Source organism: Streptomyces sp. NBC_00390 (assembly GCF_036057275.1).
GTDB lineage: Bacteria > Actinomycetota > Actinomycetes > Streptomycetales > Streptomycetaceae > Streptomyces.
The window spans coordinates 4,538,249-4,556,009 of sequence record NZ_CP107945.1 but is presented as its reverse complement, the minus strand read 5'-3'; the positions used below and the strand labels follow the sequence as shown (position 1 = coordinate 4,556,009).

The following is a 17,761-nucleotide window of genomic DNA, read 5'->3' as shown; positions in this document are numbered from 1 at the left end:
CACGGAGTGGGTAGGCCGCTGCCGAGGCACATGACGCCGTCACCGCACGTTGCAAGGAGCCGTCCCGCATGTCCCGTACTGCAGCCGAGATAGCCACCCAGCCCGCCTGCTGGCGCCGAGCGGCCGAGGCGGCCGCAGCCTTCGAGGGTCTGCCGCGGCCGGGTGAGCGTGTCGCCGTCATCGGCTGCGGGACGTCTTGGCACATGGCAATTGCATATGCAGCACTGCGCGAGGCGGGCGGACTCGGCGAGACCGACGCGTTCGCCTCCTCCGAGTTCCCGGCGGGCCGCGCCTACGACCGGGTGGTCGCGATCACCCGGTCCGGTACGACGACCGAGGTCCTGGACCTGCTGGCGAAGCTGCGGGGCACGGTGCCCACACTCGCGCTGACGGCCGGCCCGAGGACGCCGGTGAGGGACGCGGCGGACGCGGTCGCAGTGCTGGACTGGGCGGACGAGGAGTCGGTCGTCCAGACCAGGTTCGCCACCACGGCGCTGGCGTTCCTGCGGGCCGGCCTCGGCGAGCTGCCGGGTGTCAAGCCGCTGGCCGACGCCGCGGTCGACGCCGAGCTGGCGATCACGGAGCCGCTCCCGGAAGCGGTCGTGGCGGCCGAGCAGTGGACCTTCCTGGGCCGCGGCTGGACATACGGGCTGGCGCTGGAGGCGGGCCTGAAACTGCGCGAGGCGGCGGGCGCATGGACGGAGTCGTACCCCGCGATGGAGTACCGCCACGGCCCGATCTCGATCACCGGCCCGAACCGTGTCGCATGGGTCTTCGGCGCGCTCCCGGAGGGGCTGGCCGGTGATGTCGCCCGGACCGGCGGCACCCTGGTGGCCCGCCAGGAGGCGGACCCGCTGGCGGACCTGATCCGCGCGCAGCGTCTCGCGGTGACGCTGGCGGAGTCGAAGGGCCACGACCCGGACCGCCCGCGCAACCTGACGCGCAGCGTGATCCTTTCGGCCTCCTGAGGGAGGGCACCTCAGCGCATACGGCCAGGCCGCAGGCCCGTCCCGAGGCGGGCCATGTGGACGGCCTCCTGCTCGTATGCCGTTTGTATGACATGGCAACAATCTCGGGCAGTGGACTAGACCTTTTCTGGTCCGGCGCGCGAGACTGTCCTCGTGAGACACGTCATCGCCCTCGATGTGGGCGGCACCGGGATGAAGGCCGCCCTCGTCGGGGCGGACGGGACACTGCTGCACGAGGCACGGCGCGCCACCGGGCGCGACCGCGGCGCGGACGCCGTCGTGGAGTCCATCCTCGGATTCGCCACCGATCTGCGCGCCTACGGCACCACCCACCTCGGTGCCGCCGCGGAGGCCGCCGGAGTCGCCGTCCCCGGCATCGTCGACGCCGAGGACGGCATCGCCGTCTACGCGGCGAACCTCGGCTGGCGCGACGTACCGCTGCGCGCCCTGCTCGCGGAGCGGCTCGGCGGAGTACCCGTGGCGCTGGGACACGACGTACGCACCGGCGGGCTCGCCGAGGGCCGTATCGGGGCCGGCAAGGGCACCGACCGCTTCCTGTTCGTACCGCTCGGCACCGGGATCGCCGGCGCCATCGGCATCGCGGGCGCCATCGAGGCCGGCGCGCACGGCTGCGCGGGCGAGATCGGCCACATCGTCGTCCGGCCCGGCGGCCCCGCCTGCGGCTGCGGCCAGCACGGCTGTCTGGAGACCGTCGCCTCGGCCGCCGCGGTCACCCGCGCCTGGGCCACCGCGTCCGGGGACGCGGAAGCAGACGCCGCCGACTGCGCGAAGGCCGTCGCGTCCGGGGACGCGCGGGCCGTACGGGTCTGGCGGGACGCGGTCGACGCGCTCGCCGACGGGCTGGTCACCGCGCTCACCCTGCTGGACCCCCGCACTCTGATCATCGGTGGCGGTCTCGCCGAAGCAGGGGAAACCTTGTTCACACCCCTGCGGGCCGCGGTCGAGGAACGTGTGACGTTCCAGAAGCTGCCCGCCATCGTCCCGGCGGCCCTCGGGGACACCGCCGGATGCCTGGGCGCAGGGCTGCTCGCCTGGGATCTACTCGCCACGGAGGTATCCGCCTGATGGCCGCTCGCGCCACAGTCACCGTTCTCGCCGGCGCCCGGGTGGTCCTGCCGACCGGGACCGTCGAGAACGGACGGGTCGTCGTCGAAGGCACGAGGATCGCCGGATCCGCACCGGCCGACGCCCCCGTCCTCGACCTGTCCGGGCACTGGGTCGTGCCCGGCTTCGTCGACCTCCACAACCACGGCGGCGGCGGCGCCTCCTTCACCTCCGGCACCGCCGAAGACGTGTTGAGGGGCGTCCGCACCCACCGCGAGCACGGCACCACGACCCTCGTCGCCTCCACCGTCACCGGCGACATGGACTTCCTGGCCCACCGGGCCGGCTTCCTGTCCGAACTCGTCGAGCAGGGTGATCTGGCCGGCATCCACTTCGAGGGCCCGTTCATCTCCCCCTGCCGCAAGGGCGCGCACAGCGAGGAACTGCTGCGTGACCCCGACCCGGCCGATGTGCGCAAGCTCATCGACGCGGCCCGCGGTACGGCCAGGATGGTCACGCTCGCCACCGAACTGCCCGGCGGCATCGACTCCGTACGGCTGCTCGCCGAGCACGGCGTGATCGCCGCGATCGGGCACACGGACGCGACGTACGAGCAGACCGTCGAGGCCATCGACGCGGGCGCGACCGTCGCGACCCATCTCTTCAACGCCATGCCCGCCCTCGGGCACCGCGCGCCCGGCCCCATCGCGGCACTGCTGGAGGACGAGCGGATCACCGTCGAGCTGATCAACGACGGCACCCATCTGCACCCCGCCGCGCTCGAACTCGCCTTCCACCGCGCGGGCGCCGGCCGGGTCGCGTTCATCACCGACGCGATGGACGCGGCGGGCTTCGGCGACGGCCGCTACGAACTCGGCCCGCTCGAGGTCGAGGTCAGGGACGGGGTCGCGCGCCTGGTGGAGGGCGGCTCGATCGCAGGGTCCACGCTCACCCTCGACACCGCCTTCAAGCGCGCGGTCACCGTCGACCGCCTCCCGGTCGAGGACGTCGTCCGCGCCATCTCGGCCAACCCGGCAAGGCTCCTGGGCATGTACGACAGGGTGGGGTCGCTGGAGCCGGGCAAGGACGCGGACCTGGTGGTCCTCGACGCGGAGTTCACTCTGAAGGGCGTGATGCGCAGGGGTCACTGGCTCCACACTGACGGGGCCGTGGTGAGCCTGGGCAGGGGCCGTTGACGGTTGCTGTCCCGTCGTGGTTTCCACCGGGTGGACGACGGGGCCGTGGTGAGCCCGGGCAGGGGCCGTTGACGGTTGCTGTCCCGTCGTGGTTTCCACCGGGTGGACGACGGGGCCGTGGTGAGCCCGGGCAGGGGCCGTTGACGGTTGCTGTCCCGTCGTGGTTTCCACCGGGTGGACGACGGGGCCGTGGTGAGCCCGGGCAGGGGCCGTTGACGGTTGCTGTCCCGTCGTGGTTTCCACCGGGTGGACCACGGGGCCGTGGTGAGCCCGGGCAGGGGCCGTTGACGGTTGCTGTCCCGTCGTGGTTTCCACCGGGTGGACCACGGGGCCGTGGTGAGCCCGGGCAGGGGCCGTTGACGGTTGCTGTCACGGGGCCGGCCCTGACCCCGGGACCGGCCCCCGCTCCACTTGGCCGGCCAGGGGGTCTGGGCCAACCGCCTTCCGTTTGGCATGATCAGGCCCCGTACGAGCACGGCAAACGTTCCATGGGGGTGTCAGCGGGTGATCCTTACGGTCACGCTCAACACCGCACTCGACATCACGTACAAGGTGGCCGCGCTCACCCCGCACACCGCCCACCGTGTCGGCGAGATCGGCGAACGCCCCGGCGGCAAAGGGCTGAACGTCGCCCGGGTGCTCGCCGCACTCGGCCACGAGGCGGTCGTCACCGGGTTCGCCGGCGGCCGCAACGGGGCCGTACTGCGCGAGATGCTGGCGCCCCTCGGGCCGCACGACGCGCTCGTGCCCATCGCCGGGAACACGCGCCGGACGCTCGCCGTCGTGGACGCCGCCACCGGCGACACCACACAGCTGAACGAGGCCGGACCCACCGTCACCCCCGAGGAGTGGGCCGCGTTCCTCTCCTCGTACGACATGCTCCTGCGCGAGGCCGAGGCGGTCGCGCTGTGCGGCAGCCTGCCTCCGGGCATCCATGTCGGCGCATACGCCGCACTGGTGCGCCGCGCCCGCACTGCGGGGGTCCCGGTGCTGCTCGACACCAGCGGCGAACCGCTGCGCCGCGGTATCGCGGCCCGGCCCGACCTGCTCAAGCCCAACGCCGACGAACTGGCCCAGCTCACCGGCGCCCGCGAACCCCTGCGCGCGGCCCGCGACGCCCGCCGCCGCGGCGCCCACACCGTGGTCGCCTCCCTCGGCCCCGAAGGCCTGCTCGTGGCCACCCCGACGACCGTCTGGCAGGCGAGTCCGCCGTCCCCGGTCAAGGGCAACCCGACCGGCGCGGGCGACTCGGCGGTGGCGGGCCTGTTGTCGGGCCTGGTGGAACAACTGCCGTGGCCCGAAAGGCTGTCCCGCGCGGTGGCACTGTCGGCGGCGACCGTACTGGCTCCGGCAGCGGGCGAGTTCGACGCGGCGGCCTACGCCGAACTGCTGCCGCGGATCGCGGTGACCGAACGCGCGGCCGCGGCATGAGCCGAGGGGCCGGCGTTCGTGCCCCGGGCGGGCCGACAGCCGATCCTTGCCTCACCCGCGCACATCCGGCACGAGCGAGACGCCGGGCGCGGCCACCCGGCTCCGTACGGACGGGCCCGCACGGGCCCGGGAAGTGAGAACCCGTCATGCCCCTGGTCACCACCGGTGAACTCGTCTCCTCCGCCGCGGCCCGCGGCCACGGCATCGCCGCGTTCAACGTCATCACCCTCGAGCACGCCGAGGCGATCGCCGCCGGGGCCGAGCAGGTGGCCGCTCCCGCGATCCTGCAGGTCTCCGAGAACGCGGTGACATTCCACGGCGGCCGGGTGGAGGCCGTCGCCGCCGCTGCCGCCGCCGTCGCCCGCTCCTCCTTCGCGCCGCTCGCCCTCCACCTCGACCATGTGGTCTCCGTGGACCTGCTGTACGCCGCCCACGAGGCGGGCTTCAGCTCGGTGATGTTCGACGCGTCCAAGCTGCCGTACGCCGAGAACGTCGCGGCCACGGCAAAGGCGGTCAGCTGGGGTCACGAGCGCGGCATCTGGATCGAGGCCGAGCTCGGCAAGGTGGGTGGGAAGGAGGGCGAGGCGCCGCTGGACGCGCACGCCCCGGGCGTACGGACCGACCCGGAGGAGGCCGCCGCGTATGTCGCCGCGACCGGGGTCGACGCGCTCGCGGTCGCCGTCGGCTCCTCGCACGCGATGACCGAGCGCACGGCCGCCCTGGACCACGGCCTGATCGCCCGCCTGCGCGACGCCGTACCCGTCCCGCTGGTGCTGCACGGCTCCTCCGGCGTCCCCGACGAGGAGATCCGCGCGGCCGTCGCCTCCGGCATGGTCAAGATCAACGTCGGCACGGCCCTGAACACGGCGTTCACGGGCGCTGTCCGCGCCTTCCTGGAGGCCGACCCGAAGACCGTCGACCCCCGTAAATACCTCGTCCCGGCTCGCGAGGCGATGGCCGGGACGGTGGCGGGTTTCCTGCGGGTGCTCAGTTCCTGACGTTGCCGGCCTTCAGCGAGACCTGGTCGAGGTACGCCTCGCACTGATCGCCCTGCTCGCAGGAGATCTTGAGGTCGTTCTTGCCCTTGTCGAGGTTCACGTAGGCGTAGGTGTTGGTCCAGCCCTTGGCCCAGTCGCCCTCCGCCGCCTTCGCGAAGTTCTTCATGTTGATCGACCGCGGCTCACCGCCGTTGACCGTCAGCGAGGTCTTGGCGTCCTTGCCCGGCACGCTGTACGTGATGAACAGCGTGTAGGCGCCGGCCTCGGGCACCTCGACCGACCAGCTCGCCGAGCCGCCGACACCGTTGAACATGACATACGCGCCGCCCGCGCCCACCGCGCCCGGGACGTCCTTCGCGAGCGTCGCGGGCGGGCCCAGCCGCAGCGTCGCCGCGTCCTGCTTCGGGAGCTCGGCGGGGGACTCCTCCGGCTTGGTCTCCGGGGTCGTCTCCACGGACTCGGCAGCGGTCGGGGTGCCGCCCGCGCCCGGCGCGCCGCCGGCCTTGTCCTTCTCGTCGCCGCTGGTGATCAGCGCGGCAGCGATGCCGATCACGACGACCGCGACCACGGCGATCGCACCGATCAGCAGGCCCTTGGTGTTGGGTCCGCCACTGCGGCCGCCACCGTGGCCGCCGCCGTGGCCCTGCTGGGCCGGGATCGGGACCTGGCGGGTCTGGGCCGCGGCGCCGGGATACGTCTCGGGGGCCGCGTAGTGCGCGGCCGGCTGCCCGTACGCCTGCTGCGGCGGGACCTGGCCGTACTGCCGGCGGTCACCGACCGTGCGGACCTGGTTGTACGACGTCCTGGGGACGCCGGGCTGCGCGGCGGGACCGGGGTAGCCGTAACCGCGGCCCTGGCCAGGAGGGGTCGCGCCCGCGGCCTGCCCGTCCTCGTACAGGTAGCCGAACGGGTCGTCGTCCTCGGGCGTGCTCGCGCCGGTGTTCGCGGCCGTCATCCCAGTCACTCCTCACCATCTCGTCAGCACAACGCTGACGCGGCCGAGCCTACCCGGTGCATGCTGGTCCACCGGGTGGCGTAGGACTCATCCGGCGCGGCGATGCACCTTGGAACGCGACCTTTTCTCGATGTACATCCGCTGGTCGGCGGACTGCAACACTTCCTCCACGGACATCCCGCAACTGGCCCAGCCGATTCCGAAGCTCGCGCCGACGCGCACGCCCCTGCCGCCCACCCGGATGGGCAGGATGATCGCGTTGCGCAGGCGTACGGCGAGGTCCGCCGCGTCCGCGGCGCCCAGCCCGTCGGCGAGGACCACGAACTCGTCGCCGCCGAGCCGGGCGACCGTGTCACCGTCCCGTACGCCGGTGGTGAGCCGGCGCGCGACCTCGACCAGGACGGCGTCGCCCGTCTGGTGCCCGAAGCGGTCGTTGATCGACTTGAAGCCGTCCAGGTCGCAGAAGAGCACCGCGAGGCCCTTGGCCCCGTCGTCGTACTCGCCGTCCGGTGCGACGGTGTGCACATGGTGGTCGTACGCGCGGGTGCCGACCGCGTCGAAGCCGAAACCGTCTCCGCGGAAGAGTCCCTCGCCGTCCCTGTCGTAGGCGGCGTCCAGCGCCTCGATGTCACCGGCGTACGCCGCGTTCGGCCGCTCGCACAGCCGGGAGCTGAGGCGTGCGCGCAGCTCGGCGCTGTTGGGCAGACCGGTCAGCGCGTCGTGCGAGGCGCGGTGCGCGAGCTGCAGCTCATGGCGTTTGCGGTCCTCTATGTCCTCGACGTGCGTGAGCAGAAAACGGGGGCCGTCGGCGGTGTCGGCGACCACGGAGTTGCGCAGCGACACCCAGACATACGTGCCGTCGCGGCGGCCCAGTCTGATCTCGGCCCGGCCGCCCTCGGCCGAGGTACGCAGCAGCGTGCCGACGTCCTCGGGGTGGACCAGGTCGGCGAAGGAGTACCGCCGCATCGCGGAGGCGGGCCGCCCCAGCAGGCGGCACAGCGCGTCATTGGTGCGCAGCAGCCGGCCGTGCTGGTCGCCGCCCATCTCGGCGATCGCCATGCCGGAGGGGGCGTACTCGAACGCCTGACGGAAGGATTCCTCACTCGCGCGCAGAGCCTGCTGCTCGCGCTCCAGACGGACCAGGGCCCGCTGCATGTTGGCGCGCAGCCGGGCGTTGCTGATCGCGATCCCGGCCTGGGAGGCGTACATCTGCAGCGCCTCCTGGCCCCACGGGCCGGGCCGGCGTCCGTTGCGCGGCCGGTCGACGGAGATCACGCCGAGCAGCTCGCGGCCGCCGCCCGATGCGTACATCGGGGCGTAGAGGCGGTCGTGGGGATGCCACTCGTCGTCGAAGCGGGGCTCGGGGCCCTCGGTGTGCCACTGCGGAACGTCGTCCTCTATGAGGACCCAGCCCTCGGTGTGCGGGATGAAGCGGAGCTCGCCCCATGCCTCGCCCATGGACAGCCTGCGCTCCCAGGACGGGCGGGAGCCGACACGGCCGGTGATGAGGGCTTCGGCGGCGGCGCTGCCGGCGAACGCGGCGACGACGAGATCACCATCGGGGCGCACGAGGTTGACACAGGCCAGCTCGTATCCCAGACCGGCGACGATTCCGTCGGCGACGGTCTGCAGGGTGTCGGCCAGGCTACGGGCCGTGTTGAGGTCCGCGACCACCTGGTGCAGCTGCCGCAGGGTCGCAAGACGGACGTAGGGCTCCGACTCGGTCTCCATCGCTCGCTCTCCCCGAGACTTCGACAGCAAACTCCAGGGTTCTCATCGGCGTACTGATTGGTCTGTCCCCGCCACTGAATCACAGCGAGCTGCCCACCCGGTACACAGGGTCAACAATTCATGGCCTCTGTGAGTCAAGTCACATCAGGTGATGAAGAGTCAGACACAGGAGCGCGGGACGGCCGTCGCTTTCTTGAACCCATGCGCGCGCGAGCGGGTCCACGAGGCCGGTCCTAGGACCGGCCCGCACCGGCCCTGGTCCCCTGGCCCGATGCGGGCGGGCGGCGGCCGCATCTAGCGTTCCTGGTGTGTTGCAGACGACCCCTGATACCGCCACTTCCGCCATCCCCCATGCTGAGGGGGTGAGCAACGAGGAGTTCCGCGCCGCCATGTCCCGCCTGGCGGCGGGCGTGGTCCTGGTGACCGCGCACGACCCCGACGACGGACCGCGCGGCGAGGACGTGGGCATGACCGCGACGGCGTTCATGTCGGTCTCCCTGGACCCGCCGCTGGTCCTGGTGAGCCTGCGCAACGGCTCACGCATGGACGACCTGCTCACGGACGTCCCGCTGTGGGGCGTCTCGCTCCTCACCGACACCCAGCGCCAGGTCGCGGGCCGCTTCGCCATGAAGGGCCGCGTCAGCGACCGCCTGCTCTTCGCGGACATCGCGTACGAACGGGGCGAGGTGTGCGGCGCCCCGCTGATCACCGGGGCACTGGCGACGCTGGAATGCCGTACGGAGAACAGGATCGAGGCGGGCGACCACACGCTGGTCACAGGCCGCGTCCTCAACGTCGGCCTCACGGGAGGCGACGGCGGCCCGCTGACGTACTACAAGGGGCGCTACCGGCACCTGGGGTGAGGCAGCGACAGCTGCGGCACCGGCGGCCGCCGCAGGACCGCGGGGTGCGGGGCAGGAGCCCCCGGGAGACTCAGGTCCAGTCCCGCCCCGACCGCCCCCGCTTCGTGTCGCCCCGCTGCTTCTTCTCGCGCAGCCGCCGCTCGTTGATGCCCCGCGGAATCCTCGTCGCCCGCCGCGGCCTCGGCGGCGGCGCCGTCGCCTCCGCCAGCAAGGACGCCAGCCGTACCGCCGCCGTCTCGCGGTTGCGCCACTGACTGCGGTGCTCCGACGCACGGACCGCGACCACCCCACCCACCAGCCGGCCCGCGAGCCGCTCCAGCGCGCGGTCCTTCCAGACCTGGGGCAGCGCCTGCGTCCTCGCGAGATCGAAGCGCAGCTCCACCTGCGAGTCGCTGGTGTTGACGTGCTGGCCGCCGGGCCCCGAGGACCGCGAGAAACGCCAGATCAGCTCGGCCTCCGGCAGGGAGACCGAGCCACGGATGATGTAGGGCCCGGACATGTGTCCATGGTCCCGCGGGTTCGACGGACCGTCATCCTCTTTTCCGCCCGCTTATGGAACCTGGCAGTCCCCTGCCTGCGTTATGACGGATGACGGTAGCTTCGGGAGGACTCGAAGCCCGACACACTCGATCACGAAGGGGACTTCCCAATGGCAGTAAGCCTGTCCAAGGGCGGCAACGTCTCGCTCACCAAGGAGGCACCGGGCCTGACCGCCGTCACGGTCGGCCTCGGCTGGGACGTCCGTACCACCACCGGCACCGACTTCGACCTCGACGCCTCCGCCATCGGCGTGAACGCCGGGGGCAAGGTCGCGTCCGACGCTCACTTCGTCTTCTTCAACAACAAGTCCACGCCGGACCAGACCATCGTGCACACCGGTGACAACCGCACCGGCGAGGGCGGCGGCGACGACGAGCAGATCAACGTCAACCTCGCCGGCCTGCCCGCCGACGTCGACAAGATCGTCTTCCCGGTCTCCATCTACGACGCCGTCACCCGCTCGCAGAACTTCGGCCAGGTGCGCAACGCCTACATCCGCATCGTCAACCAGGCCGGCGGCGCCGAGCTCGCCCGCTACGACCTGAGCGAGGACGCCGCGGTCGAGACCGCCATGGTCTTCGGCGAGCTGTACCGCAACGGCGCGGAGTGGAAGTTCCGCGCCGTCGGCCAGGGTTACGCCTCCGGCCTCGAAGGCATCGCCCGCGACTTCGGCGTCAACCTCTGACGTCAGGATCCACGAGCGAAAACACAGGGCCCCGGCACACGCCGGGGCCCTACTGTGTGCCTTCCGGCGGACCGAACCAGAAGCAGGAGACACCAGGATGACCGCCTCGAGGGCACCCCTGACCCGGGACAGCCTGCGCCTGAAGATAACCGTCCAGCGGGTACGGATGGACGGCACGGAGTTCCGGGTCGTCTCCCCGGCGAAGCCGCTGAAGAACGGCGCCTTCTACCGCAGCCGCCGCTCGCTCGACCTGTACGTCGACCGGCCCGACGGCCACCGCATCGGAACCCTGTTCCTGCTCGCGGCGCGCTCCCCCCGCACCCTGGTCCACCTGCCCATGCGCACCACCGCGACCGCCCCCGGAGTCGGCTGGGAGGACGAGAAGCCGCTCGACCTCGTACTGGCGCACCGGGCCGTGCAGTTCCGGCCCACCCGGTGGAAGAAACTGCGGGAGCGGCTGACCGCAGGGAACGCACCGCGCGAGACCCGCACCGCGAGCGTGCCCGAATCCGATCTGCAGGCCGGCCACGCGAGCGGCCGCGCACCGTGGAGCGACCCCGACAGCAGCGGGCTGCGCCAGGACGAATTCGCCGAGACGCTGTTCCTCACCGGCACCACACCAGCCCTGCGGGAAGCCGCCCGGCAGGTGTTCGCCGTCACCGAGGAGGGGCCGCCCGCCGCCGCGAGCGGGCTCTACATCGCGGGCGGCTGCAACTACCACGTCTGCCGAGGCCTGTTCACCTGGGAGGAGCTGCAGGCAGGCGGCTGGGACGAGCTGCACATCGAGTTCTCCCCGCCCTGGGCGAAATGACCGGGCCGACGCACCTGCCGGTCAGGGCCGCGCCGGCTTCTCCTCCCCGTACAGCCACACGTCCCACAGCTCCGTCAGATCCTTGCCCGACTCCTTCTCCACATACGCGGTGAAGTCGTCGGTGGTGGCGTTGCCGTGGCGGTGCTTCGCCGCCCAGCCCTTCACGATGGAGAAGAACCTCTCGTCGCCGACCGCCTCGCGCACCTTGTGCAGCACCATCGCCCCGCGCATGTACACGGGCCTTGCGAAGATGTCCTCGGCGCCCGGCGGATCGGCGGGCGGGAAGGCCCAGTTCTCGTCGTCGGCGAACGCCTCCTCGTAGCTTTCCTCCACCGGTGTGCCGTCGGCCTCCTCGGCCCACAGCCACTCGGCGTAGGTGGCGAAGCCCTCGTTCAGCCAGATGTCCTGCCAGGACGCGGGCGAGACCGAGTTTCCGAACCACTGGTGGGCGATCTCGTGCACGAGGGTCGGCTCGTCGAACTGCTCCTGCGGGAAAACGGGACGGGACTGGGTCTCCAGGGCATAGGCGACCTCGTCCGTCGGCACCACGATCGCGCCGGTCGACGAGAACGGGTACGGGCCGAACTTCCCGGTCCCCCATTTCATGATCTCGGGAATCCTGCCCAGCAGCTCCGCACTGTCCTCGGCCACCGCAGGGTCGACCGCGGTGATCACAGGCAACCCGGCGGGGGTACGCGAGGACGCCACCCGGAAGTCACCGACGGCGAGAGTGGCGAGATAGCCCGCCATCGGCTGCTTCGAGCGCCAGACGAAGGTGGTCTTCCCGCCACGGGTGCGCTCGCTGGTCAACTCGCCGTTGGAGACGGCCTTGAGGCCCGCGGGGACGGTCACCGCGATGTCGTACGTCGCCTTGTCGGAGGGGTGGTGGTTGCCGGGGAACCACGTGGACGACCCGGTGGGCTCACCGACCGCCAGAGCCCCGCCCTCACTCGCCAGCCAGCCCTCCTGGGACTCGTCCGGATTGGTGACCGGACGCGGAGTGCCCGAATAGCGGATGACCGTACGGAACTTGGCGCCCTTCTCGATGTCGTCACGCGGACGCACGGTGAGTTCGTCGCCGGCCCGGTTGGTCGCGGCCGCCGCCCCGTCGACCGTCGCGCCGTGGACCGTCATCCCGCGCAGATCGAGATGGAAGGCGCTCAGGTCCTGGGTGGCGCGTGCGGTGATCTCCGCGGTGCCCTTGAGACGGCCGGTGGCGGGGTCGTAGCCGAGGGTCAGTCCGTAGTGCCGGACGTCGTATCCGCCGTTGCCGAGCTTGGGGAACAACGGGTCACGCAGACCTGCGGCACCCGGTGTGCCCTGCACACCGGCACCGCCGCCGGTACAGCCCGCGCTGCCGGTCACGAGCAGCAGGGCGACGGCGGCGGCCGGGACGGCGGTCCGGGCAGGACGACAGGAGTGCACTTCATGATCCTAGGCCGGACGCCGCGCACCGGTCTCCCCAGGCAGGCCGGGACGGCCGGCGAGCGCCGGTCGGCACCGGTACGGGGGCTCACGCCGCTCACCGGGCCGACGACGGTCACCTGCCGAGCGAGGCGACTCCGGCCTGAGCGAACTTCTCGTCCAGGTCACCGCTGGGCGCGCCCGCCACACCGATGCCCGCGACGGGGGCGCCCTTGACCGTGACCGGGACCCCGCCCGCGAGGAACAGCGTGCCCGGGATGTCCTTCAGGTTCGGGGCCTGGGCCAGACGCCCGGCCAGCACGGAGGTGGGCGCGTTCCAGGACACCGCGGTGAACGCCTTGCGCTCGGCCGACTCGTACGACTGCGGGCCGGCGCCGTCGCCGCGCAGCGTGACGATCGTGTTGCCGTTGCGGTCGACGACGGCGACGGTAATGCGCTGGTTCTCCTTCTCGGCGGCCTTCAGCGTCGCCTGCGCGGCCCTGGTCGCGGCCTCGATCGTCAGGTGCGTGGACTGCCGCAGACCGCGGTCCGGGACATCGGCCGTCACGGCCGGCCCCGGCCCGGCGGCCGGGGCGGCCGCGCCGGCGGAGACGGCGCCGGCCATACCGGCGGCGACGACGGCTGCGGTGGCGGTGGCACCGATCAGGATCTTCTTCACGGGTGGCTCCTTGAGGCCGAGGGGGTCGTTCGCTCTGTCATCGATCCTCCGGCGGCCACCGGCCTTCCACGGTCCGCGGACCGGCTGCCGTCCCCGCGCACGACGGACGACGGCCATGTCAGCCGATCGGCTGATGCCGCCCCGGTCCGCGCAGGCGACGATGGATCCGTACGACCAGGTCACAGCCCTGGTGAAAGCGCCCGACGACCGGCGTCCGGAGACCGGCGACGAGCAAGGAGTCAACCGTGCACGAGCAGGACCCCGACGCCCGCTGGCTGGCCCGGGTCATGCACGCCGCCTTCTTCCTGCTGCTCGGCGCCTCCCTCGCCCGCTATCTGCTGCGCCACCCCTGGGAGATCCGCTCCCCGTGGATCATCGGGCTGTCCGCCGCGCTCGCCGTTCTGTACGTCCTCGGGCCGGTGTTCGGCCCGCGTGCCACACCCCGCCTGCTCGTGCGCCTGTGGCTGTTCACCATCGTCGCGGTGTGGATGGTGCTGGTCGTTCTCGCGCCGAGCTTCGCCTGGTGCGCGGTGCCCCTCTTCTACACGGGGCTGCGGACGCTGCCGATACGCGCCGCGATCGCCCTGGTCACGCTGCTCACCGTGTTCGTGGTCGCCGCGCAGCTCAAGCTCGCGCACGGCGGCTTCGACCCCAACCTCGTCATCGCCCCACCTGCCGTCGCGGCGATCGCCACCGCCGTCTTCGTCCACGCCGAACGGCTCGCCGGCCACCAGCGCGCACTCATCGACGACCTGATCACGACCCGCCGCGAACTGGCCGCCACCGAACGCCGCGAAGGCACCCTCGCCGAACGGCAGCGTCTCGCCATGGAGATCCACGACACCCTCGCACAGGGCCTGTCCAGCCAGCAGATGCTGCTTCAGGCCGCCGAGCGCACCTGGGACGGCGAACCTGCGACCGCCCGCCGCCATGTCCGCACCGCGCGGTCGATCGCCGAGCACAACCTCGCCGAGGCCCGCCGCTTCGTCCACGACCTGGCCCCCGCCGACCTCGCCGAGGGCGGCAGCCTGGAAGAGGCGCTGCGTACGGTCGCGGCGCGCGAGTCCGCGGGCTTCCAGGTCGACGGCACACCGGTCGCCCTGCCCGAGCGGGTGCAGTCGGCACTCCTGCGCATCGCCCAGGGCGCACTGGCGAACGTCCGCGAGCACGCCGGCGCGAACGCCACCGCGGTGACCCTGACCTACCTCGAGGACCAGGTCGTCCTCGACATCGCGGACGACGGCCGGGGCTTCGAGGCCGGCGCGGCGCCCGGCGGCGTACGCGGCCACGGCCTGCCCGCCATGCGGGCCAGAGCCCGCCAACTCGGCGGCACCCTGACCATCGAGTCGACGCCGGGCGAGGGCACGGTGCTCTCGGCGGCCATCCCCCTGGAGATGCCATGACGGTCGGCAAGGCGGCCCTGCACGGCACACGGATCCTGCTCTGCGACGACCACGCGGTCGTACGCGCCGGACTGCTCGCCCTCCTTGGCAGCGAGAGCGACATCGAGGTCGTGGGCGAGGCGGGCAGCGGTGAGGAGGCCGTCGCCATGGCCGCCAAACGGAAGCCGGACGTCGTACTGATGGACCTCCAGCTCGGGGCGGGCATCGACGGGGTCGAGGCCACCCGCCGGATCGCCTCCCCCGAGGTCCATGTCCTGGTGCTCACCACATACGACACGGACGCCGACATCACCCGCGCCATCGAGGCGGGCGCGACGGGCTATCTGCTGAAGGCCGAGCGGCCCGAGGAGCTCTTCGCGGCGATCCGCGCGGCGGCCGAGGGGCGCACCGCACTGTCGGCCCCGGTCGCCGGCCGCGTCATGGACCGCATGCGGGGCGCGGCCGGCCCGACCCTGACGAACCGCGAACGCGACATCCTCGGCCAGCTCGCCCAGGGCCTGGGCAACAGGGAGATCGCGCGCGCCCTGTTCATCAGCGAGGCGACGGTGAAGACACACCTGGGCCGCATCTACGCCAAGCTGGGCGTGGACACACGGGCGGGGGCGGTGGCGGTGGCGAAGGAGCAGCGGCTGCTGCTGTGACCGGCCGGCTCAGAACTCGCCGGTGTCGAGCTCGAAGCCGAGCGGCTCGGGCAGCGGGATGATCTTGGACAGGCCGTAGGGCACCTTCTGCTCGTAGTCCTCGCCCACGGGCTCCGTGCACAGCACAGCCTGCTCGGCCTCACGGTCGATGAGCAGGTACACGGGGATTCCCGCTCGGGCGTAACCGCGGATCTTCTTGACACGGTCATTGCCGGCGGTCGAGTCCGACGTCACCTCTGCGACCAGCAGCACGGGCGACGGATCGTGGTACTCCTGCCGGTCGCAGAAACTGCCCTTCGGTGCGACCACGAGGTCCGGCACGATCTTTCCCGTCATCGAGGCTCCTGGGACGAAGAGCCCGATCCCCGTGTAACGACCCAGATCCTTACGGTGGTCACGCACCTGCCCACTGAGCTCCGAAACAATCTCTTCGTGTTCGCCATTGGCAGGAGGCGTCACGTGGATCTCCCCTTCGATCAATTCCACGCGCCACCCATCCGGGGCAGCCGCACTGAATACGTCGAAGGCCTCTTCCACAGACATGGCCGGGTTCTTGTACTCGAACTCGTCGTTCTCGGTCCCGTACTCGGGAACAGGCATTGCCACGGCGGACCTCCTTCGCGCAGTGCGACACTGCCAGCGTATGCCGCCCTCTCGGCCGTAAACCCGGATTCATCACCCGCGCGTGAAAGCGATACGTTTCCGCAGGTCCCGCGCTCACCGCTGACCCGGCCATACGGCACACGCCACCAGGCGTGACACCATCGCCTACGTGCTCGACATCGGCTACTCCCTCTCCCGCCGCTTCCCCGACCCCCCGCAGACCGACTACCGGCTCGCGGACGTCCAGGCCCTGCGGCACGACCTCTTCTGCGGTGACGTGTACCTCGCGGACACCAAGGAGGACCGCGAGGTGTCCACAGCCTGGGGATGGGTGCCCGTCCTGGACTTCGCCTGGGCCCTGTGCGACATCGTCGAGCAGCTCGACCGCGACCCCCTCGGCAGCCGCGCCGCAAAGCCCCGGTACGCCGAGCTCGACTTCACCGAGTCCAGCGACCGCATGCTCTTCGAACGGCGCTTCGGCTGGGTGGACGTCGAGGCCGACTGGATGCCGGGCGACGAACGGCCGCTGACCTTCAACCACGGCGAACTGCGCCGCGAAGCACGCGACTTCCTGCACGACCTCATCGCCGACCTCACGGACATGCACGACGGCCTGGCCGGCAACCCCCTGATCTGGGACCTCCAGGCCCGCTTCCCGCGCACCACCTAGGCCACCTGTCCCGGCGATCTTCGAGGATCAGCCTGCGGCGTCGGATGCATGGGGCCTCCCCAGGCCCACCAGGGCCGAGGCATGGGGCCTCCCCAGGCCCACCAGGGCCGAGGGGACGTATCGCAAGCCGGTAGGGGTACCGCCCGGCCGGAGGCCGGAGGAGATCGCCCTCGTACCGGACGCACTTGGGCGACTCCGACAACACAGCGAGGTGCCGTAGCCGGGGTACCTCCTGGGGGTCCCCCCGGACGGAGTCCTGGGGGAGAAGCTCTGGGGGAGCGTCCCAGGCCCGACAAGATCGCCCGGACAGGGCCCAGCGGCCGGCAGCCCCCGGCCGCCCACCCCACGCCCGGGCCTACCCGCGACCGCCCGGACCGTCCTCCACCCGCACCCCGATCTGCGCCGCGAACGCCGGAGCCAGATCCAGCAGTTGAGCCGTACTGATCACCGCCCCCGCCAGCCGCTCCACCCCCCGCGCGATATCCAGCTCCGCCACCGCCCGCAGATCGACGTCCTTCATCCGCACCGCCGTGAAGTCCACCCGCCGCAGCACACAGTCCCGGAACTCCACCCGCTCCAGCTGCGCGCCCCCGAAATCCGCCTCGGACAGCACACATCCCTGGAAGACGACGTCCGTCAGCCTCGACTCCCGCAGATTCAGATAGTCGATCTTCCCGCCCCTGATCAGCACCCTCTCCAGCGCCGCGCCATGCAGCTGCGCCCCTCCCAGCCGCGCGTCCGTCACCTCCACGTCCCGCAGCGACGCACCCCCCAGGTCCGCCCCCACCCCCCGCACACCGCTCAGCACGCTGTCGACGAACCGGGCCCGCACCAGCTCCGTCCCGTCCAGCGCGCACTCCCGCAGCGCACAGTCGATGAACCGCGCGCCCCGCCCCGACTGCCCACCGAGATCCAGGCCCGCGAACTCCAGGCCGTCGTAGTCCCCGTCCGGCTCCAGCCCACCCCCCTCGTACGGCTCGAGCGGCGGCAGCCGCACCTCCGCCACCCGCGCGGCCGTCGTCGTCCTGCGTGCCTTCGCCATGACCCCATGGTGGCCTCCGCCACTGACAACACCCCGCACCCGCACCGCCGCTTGACCTCAAGCAAACTTGAGGTTG

Annotated in this window: 18 protein-coding genes; 11 read left to right on the top strand and 7 right to left on the bottom strand. The window is 71.8% G+C overall.

From position 1 onward, the window contains the following. Positions 1-68 precede the first annotated feature (68 nt). The 5 genes from OHS70_RS20000 (at position 69) to OHS70_RS19980 (ending at position 5,658) form a co-directional block, all read left to right on the top strand. Complete coding sequence (locus OHS70_RS20000; RefSeq protein ID WP_328399155.1) at positions 69-968, top strand: SIS domain-containing protein; 900 nt, start codon at positions 69-71, stop codon at positions 966-968. Between the two features lie 192 nt (positions 969-1,160). Then, entirely contained in the window at positions 1,161-2,054 is an 894-nt protein-coding gene (locus OHS70_RS19995) for an ROK family protein (RefSeq protein ID WP_443062750.1), read from the top strand. Then, the gene (gene nagA / locus OHS70_RS19990) at positions 2,054-3,229 is read left to right on the top strand and encodes an N-acetylglucosamine-6-phosphate deacetylase (RefSeq protein ID WP_328399153.1); all 1,176 of its coding nucleotides are present in this window, start codon (positions 2,054-2,056) and stop codon (positions 3,227-3,229) included. Before OHS70_RS19995 ends, nagA begins: the two co-directional genes overlap by 1 nt. A gap of 504 nt (positions 3,230-3,733) precedes the next feature. Then, a complete protein-coding gene (locus tag OHS70_RS19985) occupies positions 3,734-4,660 on the top strand; it encodes a 1-phosphofructokinase family hexose kinase (RefSeq protein ID WP_328399152.1) in 927 nt (308 codons plus the stop codon). A gap of 146 nt (positions 4,661-4,806) precedes the next feature. Continuing rightward, entirely contained in the window at positions 4,807-5,658 is an 852-nt protein-coding gene (locus OHS70_RS19980; RefSeq protein ID WP_328399151.1) for a class II fructose-bisphosphate aldolase, read from the top strand. Here the strand turns inward: OHS70_RS19980 and OHS70_RS19975 are convergent. Together OHS70_RS19975 and cdgB are read right to left on the bottom strand one after the other, a co-directional pair. Then, positions 5,648-6,613, bottom strand: a complete 966-nt coding sequence (locus tag OHS70_RS19975) for a carbohydrate-binding protein (protein ID WP_328399150.1) — start codon at positions 6,611-6,613, stop codon at positions 5,648-5,650. The two genes, OHS70_RS19980 and OHS70_RS19975, sit on opposite strands and share 11 nt — an antisense overlap. Before the next feature lie 87 nt (positions 6,614-6,700). Next, positions 6,701-8,344, bottom strand: coding sequence for a diguanylate cyclase CdgB (gene cdgB / locus OHS70_RS19970; protein ID WP_328399149.1), 1,644 nt, complete (start codon positions 8,342-8,344; stop codon positions 6,701-6,703). Between the two features lie 362 nt (positions 8,345-8,706). Here cdgB and OHS70_RS19965 point away from each other — a divergent pair, with 362 nt between their 5' ends. Further along, positions 8,707-9,207: a flavin reductase family protein gene (locus OHS70_RS19965; RefSeq protein ID WP_443062625.1), complete on the top strand. Its 501-nt coding sequence runs from the start codon at positions 8,707-8,709 to the stop codon at positions 9,205-9,207. A 70-nt stretch (positions 9,208-9,277) separates the two neighbouring features. Here the strand turns inward: OHS70_RS19965 and arfB are convergent, their stop codons facing one another. Further along, the gene (gene arfB, locus OHS70_RS19960; protein WP_328399147.1) at positions 9,278-9,706 is read right to left on the bottom strand and encodes an alternative ribosome rescue aminoacyl-tRNA hydrolase ArfB; all 429 of its coding nucleotides are present in this window, start codon (positions 9,704-9,706) and stop codon (positions 9,278-9,280) included. 150 nt (positions 9,707-9,856) lie between these two features. Here arfB and OHS70_RS19955 point away from each other — a divergent pair, with 150 nt between their 5' ends. Together OHS70_RS19955 and OHS70_RS19950 are read left to right on the top strand one after the other, a co-directional pair. Then, positions 9,857-10,432, top strand: a complete 576-nt coding sequence (locus tag OHS70_RS19955) for a TerD family protein (RefSeq protein WP_328399146.1) — start codon at positions 9,857-9,859, stop codon at positions 10,430-10,432. 97 nt (positions 10,433-10,529) lie between these two features. After that, complete coding sequence (locus OHS70_RS19950; RefSeq protein ID WP_328399145.1) at positions 10,530-11,243, top strand: hypothetical protein; 714 nt, start codon at positions 10,530-10,532, stop codon at positions 11,241-11,243. 21 nt (positions 11,244-11,264) lie between these two features. On the opposite strand, the gene OHS70_RS19945 is transcribed toward OHS70_RS19950, so the two are convergent. Together OHS70_RS19945 and OHS70_RS19940 are read right to left on the bottom strand one after the other, a co-directional pair. After that, positions 11,265-12,668, bottom strand: coding sequence for a M1 family metallopeptidase (locus OHS70_RS19945; RefSeq protein ID WP_328399144.1), 1,404 nt, complete (start codon positions 12,666-12,668; stop codon positions 11,265-11,267). A 115-nt stretch (positions 12,669-12,783) separates the two neighbouring features. Continuing rightward, a complete protein-coding gene (locus OHS70_RS19940) occupies positions 12,784-13,272 on the bottom strand; it encodes a GlcG/HbpS family heme-binding protein (protein WP_328405770.1) in 489 nt (162 codons plus the stop codon). A gap of 341 nt (positions 13,273-13,613) precedes the next feature. On the opposite strand from OHS70_RS19940, the gene OHS70_RS19935 reads away from it, so the two are divergent. Further along, entirely contained in the window at positions 13,614-14,729 is a 1,116-nt protein-coding gene (locus OHS70_RS19935; protein WP_328405768.1) for a sensor histidine kinase, read from the top strand. Continuing rightward, the gene (locus tag OHS70_RS19930) at positions 14,726-15,370 is read left to right on the top strand and encodes a response regulator transcription factor (protein WP_328399143.1); all 645 of its coding nucleotides are present in this window, start codon (positions 14,726-14,728) and stop codon (positions 15,368-15,370) included. Before OHS70_RS19935 ends, OHS70_RS19930 begins: the two co-directional genes overlap by 4 nt. A gap of 9 nt (positions 15,371-15,379) precedes the next feature. Here the strand turns inward: OHS70_RS19930 and OHS70_RS19925 are convergent, their stop codons facing one another. Beyond that, positions 15,380-15,970, bottom strand: coding sequence for a Uma2 family endonuclease (locus tag OHS70_RS19925; protein ID WP_328405766.1), 591 nt, complete (start codon positions 15,968-15,970; stop codon positions 15,380-15,382). 172 nt (positions 15,971-16,142) lie between these two features. On the opposite strand from OHS70_RS19925, the gene OHS70_RS19920 reads away from it, so the two are divergent. Further along, the gene (locus OHS70_RS19920; RefSeq protein WP_328399142.1) at positions 16,143-16,643 is read left to right on the top strand and encodes a hypothetical protein; all 501 of its coding nucleotides are present in this window, start codon (positions 16,143-16,145) and stop codon (positions 16,641-16,643) included. A 355-nt stretch (positions 16,644-16,998) separates the two neighbouring features. On the opposite strand, the gene OHS70_RS19915 is transcribed toward OHS70_RS19920, so the two are convergent. Further along, positions 16,999-17,685, bottom strand: coding sequence for a pentapeptide repeat-containing protein (locus OHS70_RS19915; protein WP_328399141.1), 687 nt, complete (start codon positions 17,683-17,685; stop codon positions 16,999-17,001). Between the last annotated feature and the right edge of the window lie 76 nt (positions 17,686-17,761).

Excerpts from the sequence above, each read along its gene's own strand:
- OHS70_RS20000 (WP_328399155.1), top strand. The coding sequence starts at position 69 with ATGTCCCGTACTGCAGCCGAGATAGCCACCCAGCCCGCCTGCTGGCGC.
- OHS70_RS19995 (WP_443062750.1), top strand. The coding sequence starts at position 1,161 with ATGAAGGCCGCCCTCGTCGGGGCGGACGGGACACTGCTGCACGAGGCA.
- nagA (WP_328399153.1), top strand. The coding sequence starts at position 2,054 with ATGGCCGCTCGCGCCACAGTCACCGTTCTCGCCGGCGCCCGGGTGGTC.
- OHS70_RS19980 (WP_328399151.1), top strand. The coding sequence starts at position 4,807 with ATGCCCCTGGTCACCACCGGTGAACTCGTCTCCTCCGCCGCGGCCCGC.
- OHS70_RS19975 (WP_328399150.1), bottom strand. The coding sequence starts at position 6,613 with ATGACGGCCGCGAACACCGGCGCGAGCACGCCCGAGGACGACGACCCG.
- cdgB (WP_328399149.1), bottom strand. The coding sequence starts at position 8,344 with ATGGAGACCGAGTCGGAGCCCTACGTCCGTCTTGCGACCCTGCGGCAG.
- arfB (WP_328399147.1), bottom strand. The coding sequence starts at position 9,706 with ATGTCCGGGCCCTACATCATCCGTGGCTCGGTCTCCCTGCCGGAGGCC.
- OHS70_RS19955 (WP_328399146.1), top strand. The coding sequence starts at position 9,857 with ATGGCAGTAAGCCTGTCCAAGGGCGGCAACGTCTCGCTCACCAAGGAG.
- OHS70_RS19950 (WP_328399145.1), top strand. The coding sequence starts at position 10,530 with ATGACCGCCTCGAGGGCACCCCTGACCCGGGACAGCCTGCGCCTGAAG.
- OHS70_RS19940 (WP_328405770.1), bottom strand. The coding sequence starts at position 13,272 with ATGGCCGGCGCCGTCTCCGCCGGCGCGGCCGCCCCGGCCGCCGGGCCG.
- OHS70_RS19935 (WP_328405768.1), top strand. The coding sequence starts at position 13,614 with ATGCACGCCGCCTTCTTCCTGCTGCTCGGCGCCTCCCTCGCCCGCTAT.
- OHS70_RS19930 (WP_328399143.1), top strand. The coding sequence starts at position 14,726 with ATGACGGTCGGCAAGGCGGCCCTGCACGGCACACGGATCCTGCTCTGC.
- OHS70_RS19925 (WP_328405766.1), bottom strand. The coding sequence starts at position 15,970 with ATGCCTGTTCCCGAGTACGGGACCGAGAACGACGAGTTCGAGTACAAG.
- OHS70_RS19915 (WP_328399141.1), bottom strand. The coding sequence starts at position 17,685 with ATGGCGAAGGCACGCAGGACGACGACGGCCGCGCGGGTGGCGGAGGTG.